The 20,872-nt window shown below is 43.4% G+C and carries 20 protein-coding genes; 10 read left to right on the top strand and 10 right to left on the bottom strand.

The window, feature by feature from the left end:
- Positions 1-3 precede the first annotated feature (3 nt).
- Complete coding sequence (locus tag MARME_RS14725) at positions 4-540, bottom strand: TlpA disulfide reductase family protein (protein ID WP_013662061.1); 537 nt, start codon at positions 538-540, stop codon at positions 4-6.
- 146 nt (positions 541-686) lie between these two features.
- Here MARME_RS14725 and dsbD point away from each other — a divergent pair, with 146 nt between their 5' ends.
- The 7 genes from dsbD (at position 687) to MARME_RS14690 (ending at position 8,419) form a co-directional block, all read left to right on the top strand.
- On the top strand, positions 687-2,549 hold the full coding sequence (gene dsbD, locus MARME_RS14720; RefSeq protein WP_013662060.1) for a protein-disulfide reductase DsbD: 1,863 nt from the start codon (positions 687-689) through the stop codon (positions 2,547-2,549).
- A 269-nt stretch (positions 2,550-2,818) separates the two neighbouring features.
- Positions 2,819-3,628 carry a response regulator gene (locus tag MARME_RS14715; RefSeq protein ID WP_148231037.1) on the top strand — a complete coding sequence of 270 codons (810 nt, stop codon included), beginning with the start codon at positions 2,819-2,821 and terminating at the stop codon, positions 3,626-3,628.
- Between the two features lie 208 nt (positions 3,629-3,836).
- The gene (locus tag MARME_RS14710) at positions 3,837-4,361 is read left to right on the top strand and encodes a P-loop NTPase family protein (protein ID WP_013662058.1); all 525 of its coding nucleotides are present in this window, start codon (positions 3,837-3,839) and stop codon (positions 4,359-4,361) included.
- Positions 4,362-4,497: 136 nt separating this feature from the next.
- Positions 4,498-4,842 (top strand): carboxymuconolactone decarboxylase family protein, encoded by a 345-nt coding sequence (locus MARME_RS14705; RefSeq protein ID WP_013662057.1) that lies wholly within the window; start codon positions 4,498-4,500, stop codon positions 4,840-4,842.
- 230 nt (positions 4,843-5,072) lie between these two features.
- Complete coding sequence (locus tag MARME_RS14700) at positions 5,073-6,308, top strand: argininosuccinate synthase (RefSeq protein ID WP_013662056.1); 1,236 nt, start codon at positions 5,073-5,075, stop codon at positions 6,306-6,308.
- A 251-nt stretch (positions 6,309-6,559) separates the two neighbouring features.
- The gene (locus MARME_RS14695) at positions 6,560-7,453 is read left to right on the top strand and encodes a ribokinase (protein ID WP_013662055.1); all 894 of its coding nucleotides are present in this window, start codon (positions 6,560-6,562) and stop codon (positions 7,451-7,453) included.
- A 21-nt stretch (positions 7,454-7,474) separates the two neighbouring features.
- Positions 7,475-8,419: a nucleoside hydrolase gene (locus tag MARME_RS14690; RefSeq protein ID WP_013662054.1), complete on the top strand. Its 945-nt coding sequence runs from the start codon at positions 7,475-7,477 to the stop codon at positions 8,417-8,419.
- 151 nt (positions 8,420-8,570) lie between these two features.
- Here the strand turns inward: MARME_RS14690 and MARME_RS14685 are convergent, their stop codons facing one another.
- The 5 genes from MARME_RS14685 to MARME_RS14660 all read right to left on the bottom strand — a co-directional run bounded on the left by MARME_RS14685 (position 8,571) and on the right by MARME_RS14660 (position 13,846).
- Positions 8,571-8,849 carry a hypothetical protein gene (locus tag MARME_RS14685; protein ID WP_223294983.1) on the bottom strand — a complete coding sequence of 93 codons (279 nt, stop codon included), beginning with the start codon at positions 8,847-8,849 and terminating at the stop codon, positions 8,571-8,573.
- Between the two features lie 193 nt (positions 8,850-9,042).
- The gene (locus MARME_RS14680) at positions 9,043-10,380 is read right to left on the bottom strand and encodes an aspartate aminotransferase family protein (RefSeq protein ID WP_013662052.1); all 1,338 of its coding nucleotides are present in this window, start codon (positions 10,378-10,380) and stop codon (positions 9,043-9,045) included.
- 353 nt (positions 10,381-10,733) lie between these two features.
- Entirely contained in the window at positions 10,734-12,275 is a 1,542-nt protein-coding gene (locus MARME_RS14670) for a tripartite tricarboxylate transporter permease (protein WP_013662051.1), read from the bottom strand.
- Positions 12,276-12,279: 4 nt separating this feature from the next.
- On the bottom strand, positions 12,280-12,753 hold the full coding sequence (locus tag MARME_RS14665) for a tripartite tricarboxylate transporter TctB family protein (protein WP_013662050.1): 474 nt from the start codon (positions 12,751-12,753) through the stop codon (positions 12,280-12,282).
- A 109-nt stretch (positions 12,754-12,862) separates the two neighbouring features.
- Positions 12,863-13,846, bottom strand: coding sequence for a tripartite tricarboxylate transporter substrate binding protein (locus tag MARME_RS14660; protein ID WP_013662049.1), 984 nt, complete (start codon positions 13,844-13,846; stop codon positions 12,863-12,865).
- A 194-nt stretch (positions 13,847-14,040) separates the two neighbouring features.
- On the opposite strand from MARME_RS14660, the gene MARME_RS14655 reads away from it, so the two are divergent.
- The 3 genes from MARME_RS14655 to MARME_RS22715 all read left to right on the top strand — a co-directional run bounded on the left by MARME_RS14655 (position 14,041) and on the right by MARME_RS22715 (position 16,744).
- A complete protein-coding gene (locus MARME_RS14655; RefSeq protein ID WP_049787784.1) occupies positions 14,041-15,714 on the top strand; it encodes an ATP-binding protein in 1,674 nt (557 codons plus the stop codon).
- On the top strand, positions 15,711-16,400 hold the full coding sequence (locus MARME_RS14650; RefSeq protein WP_013662047.1) for a response regulator: 690 nt from the start codon (positions 15,711-15,713) through the stop codon (positions 16,398-16,400). Before MARME_RS14655 ends, MARME_RS14650 begins: the two co-directional genes overlap by 4 nt.
- Before the next feature lie 209 nt (positions 16,401-16,609).
- Entirely contained in the window at positions 16,610-16,744 is a 135-nt protein-coding gene (locus MARME_RS22715) for a hypothetical protein (RefSeq protein WP_013662046.1), read from the top strand.
- A gap of 63 nt (positions 16,745-16,807) precedes the next feature.
- On the opposite strand, the gene MARME_RS14645 is transcribed toward MARME_RS22715, so the two are convergent.
- From MARME_RS14645 to MARME_RS14630, 4 genes are all read right to left on the bottom strand, one after another.
- Positions 16,808-18,448: an EAL domain-containing protein gene (locus tag MARME_RS14645; RefSeq protein WP_013662045.1), complete on the bottom strand. Its 1,641-nt coding sequence runs from the start codon at positions 18,446-18,448 to the stop codon at positions 16,808-16,810.
- Between the two features lie 97 nt (positions 18,449-18,545).
- The gene (locus tag MARME_RS14640; protein WP_013662044.1) at positions 18,546-19,163 is read right to left on the bottom strand and encodes a cache domain-containing protein; all 618 of its coding nucleotides are present in this window, start codon (positions 19,161-19,163) and stop codon (positions 18,546-18,548) included.
- Between the two features lie 248 nt (positions 19,164-19,411).
- Complete coding sequence (gene nth / locus MARME_RS14635) at positions 19,412-20,047, bottom strand: endonuclease III (RefSeq protein ID WP_013662043.1); 636 nt, start codon at positions 20,045-20,047, stop codon at positions 19,412-19,414.
- 17 nt (positions 20,048-20,064) lie between these two features.
- A complete protein-coding gene (locus MARME_RS14630; RefSeq protein WP_013662042.1) occupies positions 20,065-20,829 on the bottom strand; it encodes an electron transport complex subunit E in 765 nt (254 codons plus the stop codon).
- Between the last annotated feature and the right edge of the window lie 43 nt (positions 20,830-20,872).

Raw genomic sequence — 20,872 nt, 5'->3', positions numbered from 1 at the left:
AGATTAATCTCCTTTTTCGGATAACAACTGAGTAATCGCGGATTCATAATCTGCTATGTTCTTTTCATGGAAGCCGACATGTGTTGCTCGGATTCTTCCATCACGATCCATTAGAAAACTTGTTGGCATACCGATTACACCAAAGTTCTCTGGCAGCTCGGCCGCAGCATCGAATAACACCGTAAAACCGGGTTTAAATTCGGTTAAAAAGTCCAGTGCTTGTTGTCGATCTTGATCCAAATTTATGGCAATGATCTTGAGCCCCTGAGCTTTGTATTTTTCCTGAATATCAGTCATCCAAGGAAACGAAGCTCGGCAAGGGCCACACCATGAAGCCCAAAAGTCCACTAGTAAAACTTGACCACTCTCCATTTCTAACGACATTTTTTTGTTAGTTTGATATTCCGGCAGCATGACCGATAAATGGGGTGCTAACTTAGCGTTAGCGGGCGGTGTGATGTCGTCAGCCCATAATGCGGGAGATGAGAGTAGTGCGCTAGAAAGCGCTGTTAGTAAGAGGTATTTAGTGTGCTTGATCATGGTGCTATTCCCAAAAAAGATACTTTGCCAACAGTAGGGGGGAATTCTTAAGGGAACATTAAGGATTACGATGAAAAGACGTAAGGTTTGCTTAAGGTTTGCTATTTATAGTGTGTGACTCAACGCGCATTAAGGAATAGTTAGTGATGTTTTCATTAGTTTTAGTTGGTCAAATCAAACGTTTGGCTGTGTCTTTTTTGGTGATGTTTTTAGCAGTTCCTGCATTTTCTGGCAGTGATTTCCTACCTCCTACAAAGGCGTTTCAACTACACGTTGATGACGCTAAAAGAGAGATTCATTGGAATATTGCTGATGGCTATTACTTGTATGAGTCTCGTGTGAGTGTATGGCAAAGTGACGATAAGTCGGTGTCTATTCCGTTTCATTTCTTAACGAAATCAGAGCAAAAGGACGATCCTAATTTCGGTCTGGTGCGTGTTTTTCATAATCAAATGGCCATTTCAATGGATGTTGAAACTGCGAAGCAGGTTGATTTGACGGTGTCTTATCAAGGTTGCGCCGCGGCGGGGCTATGTTATCCCCCACAAACGAAACAAGTCTCTTTTTACGCGATTAGTGCGATCAATGATAATACTGACGAACCTACGCGGACGCTTGACTCCATGTCTACTTCCGCAACTTCTACCTCTATCGTCAAGCCTAGTGATAGTCCTGCGCAGACGATGGCTACGGCTTCAAATGAAGGCGAAGAAGGGCGTCTCGTGAAGTTGCTATTAAACGGTGGAAGTGTCTGGGTCTTACTTACCTTTTTTGTGTTGGGGTTAGGGCTTACTTTTACCCCTTGCGTGCTGCCAATGATCCCTATTTTGGCAGGTATTATTGCTGGTCAGGCTGGGAATATTACGGCCAAAAAAGGGTTTTTCTTATCTCTGTCGTATGTACTGGGAATGTCTTTTTCCTACAGCATGGCGGGCGTGCTGGTGGGGCTGTTTGGTGCACAGTTGAATCTTCAGGCTTTATTTCAAACCCCCAGTGTATTGATTGGTTTTAGCTTGTTGTTCGTTCTTTTATCTTTGTCCATGTTTGGCTTTTATGAGCTGCAATTGCCGGTTTTTGTGCGTGATAGGTTAGACAAATTGAGTCAGAAAAGTGTTGGTGGGCCGTACCTAGGTGTTGGCATTATGGGGGCTATCTCGGCATTGATTGTTTCACCCTGTGTGTCTGCCCCTTTAGCGGGGGCATTGATCTATATTAGTACGACGGGTGATGCCGTATTGGGCGGTAGTGTATTGTTCGTAATGAGCTTAGGGATGGGCGTGCCTTTATTACTTGTTGGCTTAGGTGGTGGAAAATACCTTCCTAAAGCAGGTATGTGGATGATGCAAGTAAAGGCTGCGTTTGGTGTCATTCTATTAGGTGTGGCTGTGGCCTTGCTCTCTCGTATTTTGCCTGACACGGTCAATGTGTATCTATGGGCGGGGCTTTGTATCGTCTACGCTGTTCACCTTTCTCCATTTCAATCTGGAGAAAATGGTTGGGGTAAAACCCGACAGGGAATTGCGTTGATGTTACTGATATATGGAACGGCCTTGTTAACATCTGGTTTAGCAGGCAAGCCCAGTTTAGAGAAACCGTTGGGGTACGTTGCTTCAGTTTCGAATGCCATGGTGATGGAAAACGTAACGCCTTTATTTGATCGTATGCGAGATGTTGATGCGCTTGAAGAGGCGATGCAGCAGGGAATGCAGCAAAACAAAGTGGTGGTTGTCGATTTGTATGCAGACTGGTGTACTGCATGCATAGAGATGGAGAAGAGCGTATTTAGTAATCCTGAGCTACAAATTTACTCCGAGAAGGTTTCATTTTTGCAGCTTGACCTCACCGACAATACGACCGCTCAACAAGCGTTTCTAACGAAATACGGTGCCTTTGGGCCTCCTACAGTGCTGTTCTTTTCGCCCGATGGGGGTTTAGTTAACCTTCGTCAAGGAGAAATGGATCTGACGCAGTTTAAGCAGGTCTTACAATCTACCAGAGAGAGCTTTTAATCGAGTGAGCTAAGTGAGCGCTTAGCTGTCTTTAGCAAATCAATTGTGTTGACTATCTTTGCATCGCGATCTTGTCTATGTGTCAAGGTCATCATATAAACATGCTATGGCAACTCCCTTGCTATGGCATTTTTTGTTGGTATGCTAAATATTGTGATTTAGGGAAACTCTAAAGGAATTCCTAGGTGAAAGTATGTGGCAAGTGCATTGATGATTAATCTTAACGGTGCGTTTGCTGGTCAATGCTTTTCTCTCTAAAGGGTGAAACTGTGAAGAATGTTAGCTTTTTAGTCGTTGATGATAATCAATCTTTTCGTTCTATTGTAAAGAGTACAATCAATGATCAATTGGGAAGTCTGCGCGTCATATCGGCTGTAAACGGTTTGATTGCAAAACTTATTTTGCAAAAGCAAACGGTTGATATTGTGATATCCGATGTGGATATGCCACGTTTAGATGGCTTTGAGCTACTTTCCTTTATGCGTTCACACCCAAAGCTTAAGCATATTCCTTTCATCATGATGACCCCAGAGGATAGTAAGGAGTTTGTGTGCAACGCAATTGAGCAGGGAGTAACCGAGTATCTAGTTAAGCCATTTACGATTGAAAAGCTTGAAGATGCTATTAGGCGTTCTTGGTACGGCGCTGAGCAACGGCGTAACGGGCGCATATCTAATTTACCTTCTCATACGCTCGAGGTCAGTTTTTCCGATGGCCATACCTTAAATGCGAGCGTTGTTAATATTAGTGCATCTGGTATTCGTTATGAGGTTCAGTATATTGATGAAATTAGACTGTTTTCAAAATGTTCAGCGAGTTTATCCGTTGATATTTCTAAGACACGGACTGTAAGCGTCGAGACTTTAGTTTGCGATATTGTTCGTGTAGAAGCCGTTGATTTTTCGAACTCACATTCTCGTCGGTGCTATGTCGCAGTGAGTGTGAATGACGTTGAGAGTGGCGGGAATGCGTTAAACGATCTGAATAGGTTAATAGATGTGTTAACACGAGAAGGCACTTCGCAATCTGAAAGCGAATTTGATTCGGTTAATGAGTTAGCTGGTGGCCCCGATCTTTAGTTTTGAATTTAGCGGCTCGTTGACACAAGGTGATGTATGTCACATCATCGACAGATGAGTATAAAAGTTATCCAACAAGATGCACGAATTATCATCATTCCATAGGAATGGTGGGATTTTTAATGTGCACTTAATTTTAGAAACCCCGCCCAAGAGGCGGGGTTTCTATTTCTGCTTCTTGCGCTTTGCTTTAGAAGAAGGAGATAGCATGAAAAAAGTAGCCGTATTCGGTAAACCAGGCAGTGGAAAGTCTACATTAAGCAAACAGCTAGCTGAGGCGACCGGTATTGAACTGCATGCTTTGGATTCCATTTTATATCAGCAAAATGGAAAAGAAGTAGACAGAGAGTGTTATGAAGACACTCATAATCACATTCTCACCACCGACACTTGGATCATTGAAGGCTTCGGCCCTCTTAATTCGCAAGAGTCATTTAACAAACGCCTTGAAGCAGCAGACACTCTGATTTACATAGACTTGCCGTATCCCATCACGTATTGGTTTGTGACTAAGCGTTTCTTGAAAGGTTTATTTCAGAAGCCAGAAGGCTGGCCTGAAGGGGTTTCGGTAGTGAAAGGAACATTGGAAAGCTACAAAGTTCTAAAGTTGTGCCCCATGTTTTGGAATGATCGCTTTATGCAAAGAATAGAAAAGGCATCAGTCAATAAATCTCTGTATGTAATACGTTCAATCGCTGAGCTTAATCGGTTTGTGGGCGGGCATGTTCAATAATTGAAGACTAATGGGCTGGCATAACGATGAAACGTGTTTTGTACTGATTTATGTGTTGCTTCTATGTCTTGGGTCAATTCTTGTCTTTCGTTTCTCATTTATATTAGTTTTTTCTAATGTTAATGGGGACAATTTTATGAAGAGTTATAAAGACATTAATCAAGAACAAAATGCGTTGGCTCGTCAGTACCGAGCTGCGTCGCCAGATATTCTAAATGGCTTTATGACGATGCATAAGGCGGCCATGCAAGACGGTGCTTTATCACCAAAAATAAAAGAAATGATGGCGGTGAGCATTGGTATCGCCGCTCGATGTGATGGTTGTATTGCGTCTCATGTTAAAGCTGCACTAAGAGCAGGGGCAAGTCGTGAAGAGTTATTAGAAACCATTAATGTCGCGGTTATGATGGGAGGTGGCCCTTCGATCATATATGGCACCCAAGCTCTAGGCGCAGTAGATGAGTTTTTGGCTGACGACTGATGACTAAAAGGTAAATTTTAGCGCTTTTGTAGGGGCATGCGTTTGATTTCAATCGCATGGACATAACCACAGAATCGGGAAGAAAGTTGCCCGCTTTTTAAGGTTATATTGAATCACTTTGCTTGCGAATGCTTCCGCTAAGAATTAAACTACAGGCCCCTTTAATTTTAATCTTATCCGACGTCATTTTTTGATGTCGAGCGCAATCTCATCTGAGGAGAATATAGAGAATGTCTGACGTGAAGAAGGTAGTGCTAGCCTATTCTGGCGGCCTGGACACTTCCGTAATTGTGAAGTGGCTTCAAGAAGAGTATCAGTGTGAAGTAGTCACCTTTACTGCTGACCTAGGTCAGGGAGAAGAAGTAGAGCCTGCTCGCGCGAAAGCTCAAGCGTTAGGCGTTAACGAAATCTACATCGAAGATTTACGCGAAGAATTTGTTCGTGATTTCGTATTCCCTATGTTCCGCGCCAATACGATCTATGAAGGTGAATACCTATTGGGTACATCAATTGCCCGTCCATTGATCGCGAAGCGTTTGATTGAAATTGCAAACGAAACCGGTGCCGACGCAATTGCACACGGAGCAACCGGTAAAGGCAATGATCAGGTTCGTTTTGAGTTGGGTGCCTATGCCCTTAAACCTGGCGTAAAAGTAGTTGCTCCTTGGCGTGAGTGGGATTTGACTTCCCGCGAGACATTGATGCAGTACTGTGAAGATCATGATATTCCGGTTGATTTCTCTACTAAGAAGAAAAAATCGCCTTACTCAATGGATGCTAACCTTCTGCATATTTCGTTTGAAGGCGATCAGCTTGAAGATCCTTGGGTTGAGTCTGAAGAAGACATGTGGCGTTGGTCTGTGTCTCCTGAGCAAGCGCCAGATACACCCACTTATATTGAAATTGATTACGACCAAGGTAACCCTGTTGCTATTAATGGCGAGCAGATGTCACCTGCGACTATCCTTGAAACACTAAACAAAATCGGTGGAGAAAACGGTATTGGTCGTATCGACATCGTAGAAAACCGTTTTGTAGGTATGAAAGCACGTGGTTGTTACGAGACGCCTGGAGGCACAATCATGCTTCGCGCGCACCGTGCGATGGAGTCAATCACACTTGACCGTGAAGCGATGCACCTTAAAGATGAACTAATGCCTCGTTACGCGAAAGTCATTTACAATGGCTTCTGGTGGTCAGAAGAGCGTCGTATGCTTCAAGCTCTTATCGACGCATCTCAAGAGTTTGTATCGGGTACAGTTCGTCTTAAATTGTACAAAGGTAACATTGAGGTTGTTGGTCGTAAGTCTCCTTACAGCTTATTCGACAGCGCTGTTGCGACATTTGAAGACGATGCAGGCGCATATGATCAAAAAGATGCGGCTGGTTTTATCAAGTTGAACGCGCTTCGCATGCGTATCGCAGCACAGAAAGGTCGTACCTTCCTTGATCGCGACGATAAATAAGTGATTTTTAACCAGTTAGTTTTATGCTAACTGTTGAGATTTTCAAAAACGCTCTGCTATTCGCAGGGCGTTTTTTGTTTATATTGAACAAACATTTATTTAATTTGACCGATTGGATTGTTTTTGGGTTTTCTAATCGCGAAAAACATGCTTTTATAGCGAACTATTTGTGATAAATAACAACATGTCTATCCTGATAGCAAGTGCATTGCATCTGGTTGGTATGATGATAGTGGTATAGGAACAATGAAATGACAATCTACAATTTCGGCTCAATTAACCTTGATCATGTTTATCAAGTTGATCATTTCGTTAGGCCTGGGGAAACAATGGCCTCGGAAAGCTACCAGTGCTTATTGGGCGGTAAAGGGGCAAATCAATCTGCAGCTCTCGCTAAAGCGGGCGCTGATGTAAAGCATGTTGGAGCGGTGCATACGGTCGATAAACAAGTGCTAAGGCAATTGCAAGAAATAGGCGTAGATACCGCACTTGTAGCGCAATTGGATATGCCTACTGGTCACGCTATTATTCAGATTAATAAGAGTGCTGAGAACTCGATTATTTTATACCCTGGTGCAAATCATTGTTTAACCGAAGCTCAAGTTGACGAGGTCTTGAAAAAAACATCTGAGGGGGATTGGGTGCTACTACAGAACGAGACAAACCTCGTAGATTACGTAGCACGTCAGGCGAAAAGTAAATCGCTAAAAGTCGCCTACAATCCTGCCCCTATGAATGTTGAGATGACCAAGCCGCTTCTTAGTAGCATTGATTTACTCATTGTAAACGAAGTCGAAGCAATGGATTTAGTAGCGGTAAGCTCTATCGAAGAGGCCGTTGAGGCGATGCCCAAGCATTACCCTGATCTAGCGGTCTTAATGACGCTTGGAAGTGACGGCGTGCGTTATTTTGATAAGGGTGTTGACCTTTATGTACCTGCATTTTCTGTGGATGCTATAGACACAACGGCGGCAGGAGATACGTTTATTGGTTTTTCTATGGCGGCGTTATTTAATGGTCAGTCAATAGAAGATGCGATTAAACAGGGATGCGCGGCATCAGCAATATGCGTGACTCGCATAGGCGCACTCGCTGCGATTCCAGAATTAGAAGAAGTGACAACCTTTATGTCACATCAGCAATAATTAATTGTAAGGAAGTCGATCATGACTCGTAAAATAATCATAGATACAGATCCTGGTGTTGATGATGCTATGGCGATCTTCTTCGCGTTTCAGGCAAAAGAACTTGAGGTTCTCGGTCTTACTACGGTATTCGGTAATGTGCCTGTTTCTCTAGCGACGGATAATGCATTAAGGTTGACGGAAATAGCGGGCGTTGATGTGCCTGTTGCTGAAGGGGTTAGCGTACCGAGTGTGATAGAGCCGCGACCACATCCTGATTTTGTTCACGGTACTGATGGCTTCGGTAATATCGATTGGCCTGCTCCAAAAGGCAAGGCAGTGACATTATCCGCTGCGGAATTCATTGTTGAACAAGTCAGAAAGTATCCAGGCGAAGTGACCATCGTTGCATTGGCACCACTTGGAAACTTAGCAAAAGCACTTGAGCTAGACCCTGAAATTGCAAACCTTGTAGATGAGGTTGTGTTAATGGGTGGAACCGCTCATGAGTTTGGGAATGTATCCCCTGTAGCGGAAGCAAATGTTATTAACGATCCTCATGCGGCTGATAAAGTATTTACGGCCTCTTGGCAGGTGACTATGATCGGTTTGGATGTAACGCATCAGGTAGTTATTGGGAATACTATTTTAGAGAGAATTAAAGAGAAGCAGCCAGAGCAAGGTGGTTTTCTTTATGATTGCGCCCAACACTATATTAAGTTTTACAGTGACCGTTTCCCTATTGATGGGTGCTATTTTCATGACGCGTCGACCATTGCATACTTGTTAGACCCAAGCCTCTTTACCTTGGAACGTGGACCGATTCGAGTCGCTTGTGAAGGCATCGCATTAGGGCAAACTATTTTTGCACCTGAAGGCTTGTCATACCCAGAGCCTCATTGGGAGGGTATCCCTTCTACGCAAGTATGTATGGAAGTGGATGATGAACGACTGCTAAAATTATACGAAGAGACAATGACCGCGTAAAAGAGTGTGCCTATGGCATAGCGGTTGCTGGCTGCGAATATAGCGCCACTTGTATTGCTGTCTTAGTATTAGAATAGAAAAGGCCCAGAATCATCTGGGCCTTTTCTATTTAACGGTTGTCTAATGACAGGTTTATTTGATCTAAGAAGGTTTATTGGTGGGCTTGCACAAAATCTTCTATAAAGCCTTGATCTTTCTGATTGATGTTGTGAAACGACAGTTTAATGTAATGTAGGTCGTGTTCGTTTAAAACGACGGATATGGGGTCGCAAATCGCTTTAAGCTGAGCCAGCTTACCTTCATGCATTGCATTTAATTCAAGTTTGACCTTGCGACTACCTTCTAATGCAATCGGAGATTCTATTTCGACTTGTGTTGAGGATATATGAGTGCAATGGACATTGGTTGTATGGCCATTTGTTAGAAACATTTTCCCTGCCCAGAAGCATCGTACATAAGAAGCGCTTTTCATGTTCACAATGAGTGCCTATATCTAAACTAAACTCTGCAAAAAACTTACAAAAATTCACCTGTATTTTGTGTGGATTATCGCTCCATTCTTTTGTTCCTTCAACAAAAAAAGCCCTAAATAGGGCCTTTTTAGTGAAATATTAAGGAATTGATTAACTCACTTCTTTGAATGTTTCTGCGAGCGCATTGATTAGACTGTCTATCTCGGATTGCTCTACTGTAAAAGGAGGAGCGAGCTGAATAGTGTCGCCACCGTAGCGCACATAGAAGCCTTTGTCCCACATAGACATCGCGATCTGGAATGGCCGTTTTGAAGCGTCACCGTCTAGGCTCGCGATTGTAATACCTGCTGCGAAGCCATAGTTTCTAATATCCGTAACCATTGGATCCGCATCGCGCAGTGAGTGAACGGCATACTCCCAATTGCCGCTCATTTCTTTGACTCGTTCGGCAAGTTGCTCTGTTTGGATCAGGTTGAGAGAGGCCAGGCCAGCAGCGCAGGCAAGCGGGTGCGCCGAGTAAGTGTATCCGTGTGGTAGCTCAAGCATATGCTCTGCGCCGCCCGTTTCCATAAAGGTATCGTAAATTTCTTGCTTGAAGGCAACGGCGCCCATTGGGACGATTCCGTTTGTGACCTGTTTTGCCATAGTGATGATATCGGGCGTGACGCCAAATGCCTCGGACCCCGTGCGAGCTCCCATACGGCCAAAGGCGGTAATTACTTCGTCAAAGATTAGCAGGATGTCATGTTGATCGCAGATTTCTCTGAGTCGATCTAAATAACCTTTTGGCGGGACAATAACCCCTGCAGAGCCTGACATCGGCTCAACGATTACGGCTGCAATGTTAGAGGCGTCATGCATGGTTATCAGATCAAGGAGTGCCTCAGCTCGTTCTGAACCAATATAAGACATGCCTTTGGAGAATTCAGAGCCTGGCGCTTGAGTATGTGGAAGGTGGTAAGAATCTAAACCTTGACCATACAGAGTACGGTTCGCTGGGATCCCGCCAACACTAAAGCCGGAAATGCCGGCGCCATGGTAGCCTTTTGCGCGACCTATGAATTTGGTTTTCGTGCCTTTGCCTTTTTTACGCCAATAAGCTCGAGCAACTTTTAATGCTGTATCGACAGATTCTGAACCAGAGCCTGTAAAGAAAATTCGATTTAGCTCTTGGGGCATAAACTCGGTAATCTTTTCGGCTAATAGAAAGGACTTTTCATGACCGAATTGAAAAGCAGGTGAGTAATCAAGTGTATTGACCTGCTTTGTTATCGCTTCGTTGATTTGTTGTACATTGTGTCCGAGACCACATGTCCATAAACCGGATAAACCATCGAAAATTTTGCGACCATCTGTATCTGTGTAGTAATGCCCCGCAGCGGATTCTATAAGGCGTGGGTCTTGTTTGAATTGACGATTTCCCGTGTACGCCATCCAATGTGCGTCCAATTGTTTCTGCGTTAATCTAGACTTAGATATATGACTCATGGCGTCTTCTCTGATAATGGTTTAAACAGATAAAGATCATGAACCTAACGTATGGTTAAATAAATTATTAAGTATTTAATTATAGATAAGTATTCACTTAACGTACTTTGTAGGGAAGGTTCGAATCAGTTTTATGAGCTTCAGTCTTATCAGAGACAGGATTGTTTCCTTCATTAAAAAGGCGAAGGTACTTATTTGAACAAGTACCTTCTTTGAGTCAATACCCTTTTTTGAGCTAATACCCTTTTTTGAGCTAATACCTTTTTTTGAGCCAACAGCGTCGTGAGAATGCGCTCCATCTTCAAGAGCGCATCTTTCCACCAGAGAGGGGCTTCGTTATTTTTTATCCGCTGTTAGCCGCCTTCGCCATGATGAGCTGTCGCTTTAATACCACTATTTTTTCTGCGTTCAAGCAGCTTTGTAATAACAGGCATGACGAATAAAACGGCGGCGATAATCATTATCGTCAGTGTCAAAGGGCGCTCCCAGATAAAAGACAAACTGCCGTCGGACATCACTAATGAACGGCTTAGATTCTGCTCCAAAATCCCTCCAAGAATGTACCCTAACAGCATAGGGGCCATCGGGAAGTCCAGTAGCTTAAGGAAAATAGCTACTAGCGTGATAAACACCATCATTTGGATATCAAAGGTGTTAAAACTGACCAGATAGACGCCAGTTACTGAGAAGAACAAAATCAACGGAATCAGAATTGGGCGCGGAATCGCAAGCAACCGAGAAATATACGGAATCAAGGGAAGGTTCAGAATCAAAAGAACCAGATTACCGAAATACATTGAGATGATAACAGACCAGAATACATCTGGATTATCGACAAATAAGCGTGGCCCCGGCTGTACACCCGCTGCAATTAAGGCTCCAAGCATGATAGCGGTGGTTCCAGATCCCGGAATACCTAAGGTGAGCAAAGGAACAAAGGAGCCTGTTGACGCCGCATTGTTAGCCGTTTCCGGAGCCGCTAGACCACGAAGAGCGCCTTTGCCAAACTTCAGTTTTTCTTTCACAGAAGCGAAGTTTCTTTCCATACCGTATGCAAGGAAAGAGGCGATGGTCGCGCCAGCACCGGGAAGAACGCCGATAATAAAGCCAAAGACAGAGGATCGTGCAACCGTCGGAGCAACTTCTTTCACCTCTTCTTTGCTTAGCTTCATGCTGCCCAATGCCGCCATGTCAATCTCAGGGTCTTCCTCAAGATGTTGGCGTTTCATCACAGACATGACGACCTCGGTTAACGCGAAGGTGGCCATCGCTAATAAGAGGAAGCTCACACCGTCTAGTAGGTCTACGCTACCAAAAGTGAATCGTGGTGCGCCTGTCATTGTATCTATGCCGACGGTAGAGATCATTAGACCAAATACGGTCATAATCATCGCCTTAATGACCTGACCTTTACCCGAAAAAGCTGCAACGGCGGTAAGCCCTAATACCATCAATGCGAAATAGTCGCTTGATTGGAAACTGAGCGATACTTTTGCTAATGCTGGAGCAGCAAAGAGAAGAATAACGGCGCCAATCGTCCCGCCTGTGAATGAGCAATAAGCAGCTAGAGCCAACGCTTTGCCTGCGTTACCTTGTTGCGCTAGGGGGTAGCCGTCAAAAGAGGTCACAACGGTGCTGGCACAGCCGGGAGCATTGATCAAGATAGAAGAGGTTGATCCGCCAAATACCGCACCATAGTATACTCCTGCCATTAATATGATGCCAGATGAAGGGTCAAGGCCATAGGTAATTGGGATCATCAGAGCAACGGCTGAGATGGGGCCAAGTCCAGGAAGCATCCCGATAAACGTACCGGCAAAACACCCCACCACGACCATTAAAATATTGAACGGCATGAGTGCGGTGCCGAGTCCTGTAAAAATACCTTCTAACATAACCTTAACCTCCAAACAGCATTGTGATTAAACGCCCTGGAGCGAGATAAATATCAAGCAACTGAGACAAGGCAAACCAAATAAAGACCGCAAAGGGGACGGATGCAATGATTAAGGTTTTCGGTCGTCTTTCTCCTAGTAGCCAGTATCCGCCTACGAGGAAGAAAATAGTAGAAATCAAAAAACCAACCCACTCTAAAGCAAAACTAAACAGGACGACTAGAGTCAAAAGTTTAATGATAATGGGGAAGTCGTAACCTTTTAGAGATAAACGGTCTTCGGCGTTTCGGCTTGCTGTCACGATCAAAGCCAGTGATAAAATGATCCCCATAATCGCAAGTATGTTAGGCAGTGTTTGCGCGTTAAAAGGTTCGTATTCGTCACCAGGTAACATTGAAATATCACCTGTATAGAAACCATAAGCAGCTGAAAGGCACAAAAATACCAGTCCGCCAATATGATCTTTAGTAATAACCATTTGGTTCACCTTTGAGTGTCAACCGTACAAGAAGTACATAGAGTGAAGCTTCAAACGAATTCAGCTGGCGTTTGAAGCTTCAGATAGAATGTAGGTAAGTGTTGGGCTGTTATCTAAGGAAACCCAGTTCACGCATTAAGTTGCCAACTTCCACTTCTTGCGCTTCTAGGAAGGAAACGAAGTTTTCGCGAGGAAGAAAAATTTCGGTCCAACCGTTGCGGTCACGAACTGCAGACCATTCGTCGGTTTTATACATTTTGGCTAATGTGTCAGCGTACTCATCTGCTTGCGCATCTGGCAACCCTGGTGCAGCAAAGAAGCCACGCCAGTTAACGAATGTCGCGTTATAACCCAACTCTTTTAGTGTTGGTACTTCTGGAGCTGTTGCCGAACGATTCTCCCCTGTGATCGCTAGAATACGAACTTCACCGGCTTCCGCCAATGCAATGGCTTCACTAAAGCCCGTCGATAGAACGTGTGCATCTCCAGAAAGGATACCTGCCATTGCTTTACCACCCGCGTCGTAAGCAACGTATTTTAGTTTACGTGCATCGCCACCTGCCGCTTTAAATGCCATGGCAGCAACTAAGTGATCCATGCTACCGCGCGCCGAACCGCCTGCAATGGCGACAGAACGAGGGTTTTCTTTGTAATCATTCACAACGTCTTGGAACGTCATGTATTTGGAGTTTGTAGGAACAACGAATGCGCCATAGTCGCCGATTACTGCTGCGATGGGAGTGAGGTCACGGAAAGACTGAGGGAATACTTTCGTTAAAGAACGTATAACGATAGGGGTGGAGTTCACCATTAAGGTGTCGTGACTTTGATCTGCTTTCTCGATTAGGCTCGCAATGGCTTTACCGCCACCACCGCCAGATAGGTTTTCGTAAGACGCGCTTTCAATCAAGCCCGATTTAGTGAGGGCTTCACCCACCCCGCGCGCGGTTCCATCCCAACCACCGCCAGCGCCACCAGGAATGAGAAAGTGAACTTCGTCTACTGCCGCTTGAGTCATACCTGCGCTTAGACCCGCTGTAAGAGCCGCTGCTAGGATGCTTGCGCGTTTGTTGGCTAGAAATTTAGGTAACATGATTATTCCTCTTATTGTTTTTACATGTTTATTACGTGTTTTCTTAGTAACGTTTTCGAATATAGGTCTAACTCGGGAAGAACAAAATATTTTGTGTTTAATGAGTGTTAGGGGCATAAAATCTATTTTGTTCATTCTGTTTACAGGAGCTTTTGCACGATCTTGTATATGATAAAAAGAAAAAGAATGAATTTATGAGTCGTATATTGAGAGCGTTTAAGTTTAAAAAGCTGCGAGAACTGAAGTTAAAGACACGAATGACCTTAGTTCTGGGCGTAATGGCTTTGATACAAACAGGTGGTTTGGGGGTATTCGCATTGAATTACCTTGATAACGCACTTGAAGATCAAATGGCAGCGCGCGCGCTAGAAGTAGCAAAGACCATTGCTATTGTGCCAGAGGTGGTTGAAGCGGTCGCGAATCGTAATAGCGAAGTGCTACAACCGTTGAGCTTGCTACTTGCTGATGCCTCTCATGCTCGATTTGTCGTGATTGGTGATAAAGTTGGCGTTCGCCTTTCTCACCCGAATGTTGAGCGACTCGGCAAACCCATGCATGACGATGAAGGGGACCATAACGAAATTGCCTTACTTGAAGGCAAGTCTTATACGCAAGTCGCAGTAGGAAGTCTCGGGCCATCGATTCGAGGCAAAGCCCCCATTTTTTCAGTAGATGGCGAGAGCGTTATTGGTATTGTGTCTGTTGGCTTCGCTCTTACTTCCTTAGAAACCATTCTGATTAGTTATCGAACAACACTTATTGTTGTCATATTAGGTGCCTTTGTTCTCAGTGTCCTGATCGCGATCTGGTTTGCCAATCATTTCAAAAAAGCGATTTTTGGCTTAGAGCCAGAGCAAATCGGCAGTTTATTTGAAGAACGCAATGCAACCCTTGAGTCCGTCCGTGAAGGTATTATTGCGATTAACGCTGATGGTGAAGTCACAACGTTTAACCGTGCTGCTGTAAACACTCTAAATTTGCCTGATAAGGCCTCATTAATGGGGCAGCCCATCAATAAAATCCTGCCAGATAGCCAACTTTTTGAAGTACTTGAAGACGGACAGCCGCAGTTTGATCGCGAGTTCTGGCTTGGTGATTTATGCTTGATTGCTAACCGATTGCCAGTGAAGGAAGGCGAAAAAATCATTGGTGTTGTTTCCAGTTTCAGGCCTAAAAATGAACTGGATATGGTGAGTCGAAAATTAACGCGAATAAAGCAATACGCGGACAGTTTACGAAGTCAAACTCACGAATACTCGAATAAATTGCATACTATTGCCGGCTTGATCCAGATAGGTGCAACGAAGGACGCATTGGCACTTATCGGTCAGGAGACTGAAAATCATCAAGCGTTAATGCATCTGCTGGTGGAAGCGGTGCCAGATCCCATCTTAGCGGGCTGTTTGTTGGGTAAATTTAACCGCGCCAGAGAACTAGGGCTAATGTTGACGATAGATTCAGAAAGTCATATGACGGATATTCCCGATCATATTGCTCGTGAGCAACTAGTCAGTATCTTAGGTAACTTACTTGATAACGCCTTTGAAGCCACCCTTGAGCATTCGGGACGAGGAGGTGAGGTTACATTGACAATGACGGACTTCGGTAACGACTTAATTTTTGAAATCGAAGATCAAGGAGCAGGTATTCCAACAGAACTGCAAGAGCGCATTTTCACCCGTGGTGTGTCTTCTAAAAATGAACCTGGTCATGGCATTGGTCTGCATCTAGTGCACACCTTACTGCAAAGAATCAGTGCGACGGTTACTATCGAGCCTGCAGATACTGGCGGTAGCCGATTTACTGTTTATATCCCCAAAATAACCCCCTCAAAAGAAAATAAAACAATGATAGGAGTGGTGTCTTGAGTTCTGTTATTAGTGTAGTGATTGTCGAAGATGACGTCAGAATTGCGGAAATACAAAAACGATTTTTAGAACGCATAAATGGCGTTGAACTAGTGGGCATTGCACACGGATTGGCTGAAGCAAGGGATCTTATTTCGATATTAAAACCGGATTTACTGCTGCTGGATGTTCAGTTTCCTGATGGTAATGGGTTGGATTTATTACGTGATATTCGAGCTGAAGATCAATCGACAGACATTATTCTGATTACTGCAGCCCGAGAAACGGAAACACTTCGCGCTGCGCTGCATGGCGGTATCTTTGATTACATTCTTAAGCCGCTAGTCTTTGAACGGCTACGCGATGCATTGAATAACTATATGACGCATCTGGAGAAGCTAAATGCATTGCAAACGTTTGCTCAAAACGACGTTGACCAGCTTTTAGGAAATACTTCAGGGAATGCTGCTCAACAACTGCCAAAAGGTATTGACGCGTTGACTCTAAACAAAGTCGCTGAGGTTGTGCGAGAGGCCGCAGAGCCATTAAATGCAGAAGAAGTCGGTAAACTGATTAATGCAAGCCGAACGACAGCGAGAAGGTACCTTGAATATTTGGTGAGTTACGGTGAGTTGATGGCAGAAGTTAGCTATGGAAGTGTTGGTCGCCCTGAACGTAAGTACAGTTTGACAAAGAAGGCGTCTTAATACTTTGTTATCGGCTGAAGGAGGTGAACGTATGGTGAACTTTAACGATACGTACGATTAATTCAGATATAAAATTTCATTTTAAGGTCTTTTTTATGAACTTTTGATGACAATTATGTTTCAGCTGTTTTAAAAGGAGGACTTTTCTCCTACGATGGTTTCGTCGTTACTGAATTGCGACATGACAAAAAATAATAAGGAGTCCAAACATGGCTAAGAAAGACGTTAAATCTGTATCTAAAGAAGCTAAGTCACTGAAAAAAGAAATTAAAGCTCGCAAAGAGAAAGTCGCAAAGCAAAAATCAAAAATTGCTAAGCTTAAGAAAGCTCTAAAAAAAGCTTAAGAACGCGCAATGAAAACTGAAAGCTCGTGTGACATAGACTCCGCGAGCCTTTCACAGTCTTCCTTAAGCGGCTTTCATTTTTTCAGAGTGAGACTTCTCTAATATCGCTAATAGTTTTTCAATGGGCATCGATCTGTAAAAATACCAACCTTGCCCGATTGCTGTCGGCGCTTTTTCCCGAAAAAGTTGATACTGCTCTTCTGTTTCTATCCCTTCAAAAACGACGACCACATCTAAATACTCAATCATTTTTAGTATTCCGAGCAAAGAGTAGTTCTGGATTGTGTTCGCCTCGATCGATTGAGTAAACATTTTGTCGACCTTTAATTCATAAGGTTCGAGTGTAGAAAGCCATTCTAAGTTGGAGAACCCGGTACCAAAGTCGTCCAGAGAAATTAGGTAGCCTTCTTCTGACAGGTGTTTTGACGATTCGGACATGGATTTGTTATTTGATGATGTTCTTTCTGTTATTTCTAGAATGATCTGATTTACGTTGATGTTGTAAGGCTCTAGGGCATCACGAAGAAACAAATGAAAATTTGGCTCAGTCAGTATCTCAGAAGAGAGGTTAATGCTTACGGAAAAGCTTGAATCGTTTTCTAATTGATCATGCAGTTCACCTAATACTTTCAAGATAAACTTTCGTGATAGTTCGTTGATGAGACCGAGCTCTTCTGCGGACGTGATAAATAGGTCTGGTGGTACTTGCCCGAGGCGCGGATCATGCCATCTAGCAAGTGCTTCTACCCCTATGATTTTCTTATCAAAAAGCTGAAGTTTTGGTTGATACTCTGGTGTTATCTTGTCTTTTTTAATGGCTTGTTTTAGTTGTCTGATAAAGAGTTTTGGACCTGATCGATAATGCCCATAAAGCACAACAATCAAAGCGCCGATTAATAGGTTTAGAATCGCAAGCGAAATAAGGGCTGGGTATCCCAAGCGATAAAGCCCCAATTTACGATTTATAACTAATATACAGGTATCGGTAATGCCATCGCAGAATGTTCGTTTAATAAAGCGATTTGGAATTGGAAGGTAGTTTAATATCGAGTCGGGGAGGTCTTTCGCATGATTGATGGTGTTTAAGCTGATATCACCGAAGACTTTGTAAACGAAATTCTCATTTGATGAGTACAGAATTCCACCAAAATGCGATGTTGAGGTGTGGCTATAAAGCTCAAAATCCTTCATATACAAAGAGGAAATAAATGCGACGGTATTGCCTCTACCAAAGAACGGAGAGGTATTGTCATTGATGTCTTTTTTATTTTGATTGTTCCAAAAGAGAGTGCCTTCTTTACTGATAATATCGGGTGATGGCAGCTCTAAAGGGCGCTCAAGTATGCCTTGTTTAACACTACACAGCATTTTTCCATCTTGGATACGGCCAACGTCTCCAATGTAATGATATTTATCGATAAATTCCCTAAGACGTTTGAAATCCTCCTTACTACACAGTGTGTTTTCATCATCAGCTTGGATAGTAAGGCTTTGCTTGATTTGAAATTGTACTTGAGTCGCTGTGGTTAGGTTTTCTAAGCCGTAGTCTTTCAGATAAGAAGAATGGTATAGGATGATAATAAGATGCAGAAGTACTGGAAAAAAAATAAGTGAGCTAAAAATAAATAGTGCAGCATACGACGAAAAGTAAACTCGATTATTGAGATTCAGTAACGATATAAACGTATGTGCATTTATTGTCATAGAAAGCAGCCGAATAAATAGTTAATCATGTAACCTAGTCGTTCAAGCGAAGAGTAATCCCCCTAAGCTTGTTTTTGCGATCATCGATAAAAAAGGGTTATTGCTTTTTATTTTGTAATAAGTAAAAGCAGCCAGCCCAAATTAGAGTGCAGATAAGAAATACCGTTAGTGTGTACGTTTTCATGTATTTCCACAGTAACGTGTTAATGTCGTCCAAATACACGCCGTAGCCTATGACCCAGTTCCAATCGGGAAGTCTGGTTATGCCATTAATTTTAAATATCTTTTTATTAGAAAACGGCTTTAGGTTTGTCGCCTCTCTAAAAATAATGTCTTCGTCTGATAGGGCGGTGATGTGTCTTAAATATGAGCTTTGAAAAACACCAATTTTTTCTGGTCTTATATGGACACGAGCAATCGCGTCGGAATCATTTGCCCATACATAAGCGTGTTCATGTTGCATGTTAGAAAGAAGCTTAACGACTTGTATTTCAGCCTCTTGTCTCGGCATGTCTCCTCGTTCTGCTTTTTCGACAAAAACATTTGCGTTGTGAACGGCGAACGCCAGAACGGATTGGATTTCACGCTTGCTACTGTCTACAAGCGTTGCTTTTATTAAGTTTAGCCCAATACCCAGAAAAATAATTAGACTAATCACCATAATAAGGGTGAGAGACCACACTCTTTGTCGGTAATTTAGATTCATCCCAGTCATATATACTCCGAAGATGTGCCGATTTATCAACCTAGATTGACGTCTTCCTGACGTAAAAAATAGAATGATATGAATCATCTTATAATATGCTGAGTTTCTTTAAAATCAAAGATGCGATCAAAATGTGTATATTTGTCGCACTTCGAACTTGAATTCAGGGGCGAGTGTAATGGAGAGTTTTGTTACATAGTCGCTAAGATAAAGCGTAAGTAGCGCTGTTAGTCATAGTGCTTAAGTGAGAATGCTTATTAGCTCGATGTTTTTTCTTTGAACTCGCATAAGTCTTCAATAATGCACGCATCGCATTTCGGTTTACGGGCGGTGCATATGTAGCGGCCATGAAGAATTAGCCAATGGTGTGCATCGAGAAGGAACTCCTTTGGCAAAAATCTAAGCAGTTTTTGTTCGACTTCAAGCACGTTTTTACCAGGGGCAATTTTAGTTCTATTAGACACTCGAAATATATGAGTGTCGACGGCCATAGCGATTTGACGAAATGCTGTGTTTAGAACCACATTGGCCGTTTTTCTACCAACACCAGGTAAGGCCTCTAGCTCCTCGCGAGTTTGAGGTACTTCACTGTTGTGTTGTTCGATCAGCATTTGGCACGTCTTAATTGCGTTTTCGGCCTTCGCGTTAAACAGTCCGATGGTCTTTATGTAACTCTTCAAGCCGTCTACACCTAAAACGAGCATGGTTTCTGGTGTATTTGCGACGGGGAAGAGCTTACGTGTCGCTTTATTCACACTGACATCTGTTGCTTGCGCAGAGAACAGCACGGCAATCAGTAACTCGAAAGGGGAGTTGTATTCTAGTTCCGTAACGGGGTTCGGGTTCTCTGCTCGTAAGCGTGTAAATATTTCGTGTCGCTTTTCTTTGTTCATTGCGTTAGAAGCCTTACTTATCCTGTTACTCGAACTCGGCGGGACTCGGTTTTTTGACCCGCTGTGCGAATACGCTCACGTTCTTTTTCACGTTCATCAAAGTGGTTTTTTACGGCTATAAGTAACCCTAATCCAATAAAAGCACCCGGTGGTAATATTGCAAATAAGACATCGGGGTAATTAGGGAATACCGTCAGCTTCCAGCTTGCGGCGCTTTCTCCAAAGAGTAGCTGCATGTCGCTGAACAAGGTGCCTTGACCAATCAGTTCTCGCATGCCGCCAAGGACAGATAAGATAATCATGAATCCTAACCCCATCATGACACCGTCAAGTGCAGAAGGTAAGACGGAGTTACGGCTAGCGAAAGCGTCTGCTCGACCGAGGATTGCACAGTTAGTCACAATCAGAGGAATGAAGATCCCTAGAATTTGGTACAGTTCGTACGTGTAGGCTTGCATGATCAGTTCGATACACGTTGTAAATGAAGCAATTATCATGACAAAAGCTGGCAGGCGCACGGCGTCAGCAACATAATTTCTAATCAGTGACACCGCAATGTTTGAACCGACTAAAACCACCATAGTGGCAAGGCCAAGGCCAATTGCATTGACGACTGTACTGGTAACCGCCAATAGTGGGCACAGACCTAAAAGCTGTACCAATGCAGGGTTATTTTTCCAAATGCCGTTGTAGATGATTTCGGCGTAATTCGGACCGTCCTTTACTGGTGTTTCAGCGGTATTTGTGTCCGTACTTTCTAACGGTAATGTTTCTTCACTCATTTTGATTCCTGACTTGGCTACTCTCTAACGAAACTCGTTGATG

It is taken from the genome of Marinomonas mediterranea MMB-1 (genome assembly GCF_000192865.1).
In the GTDB taxonomy this organism is placed as follows: domain Bacteria; phylum Pseudomonadota; class Gammaproteobacteria; order Pseudomonadales; family Marinomonadaceae; genus Marinomonas; species Marinomonas mediterranea.
Note: the sequence above shows the minus strand (reverse complement) of the source record. Positions and strands in the feature narration are given on the sequence as shown.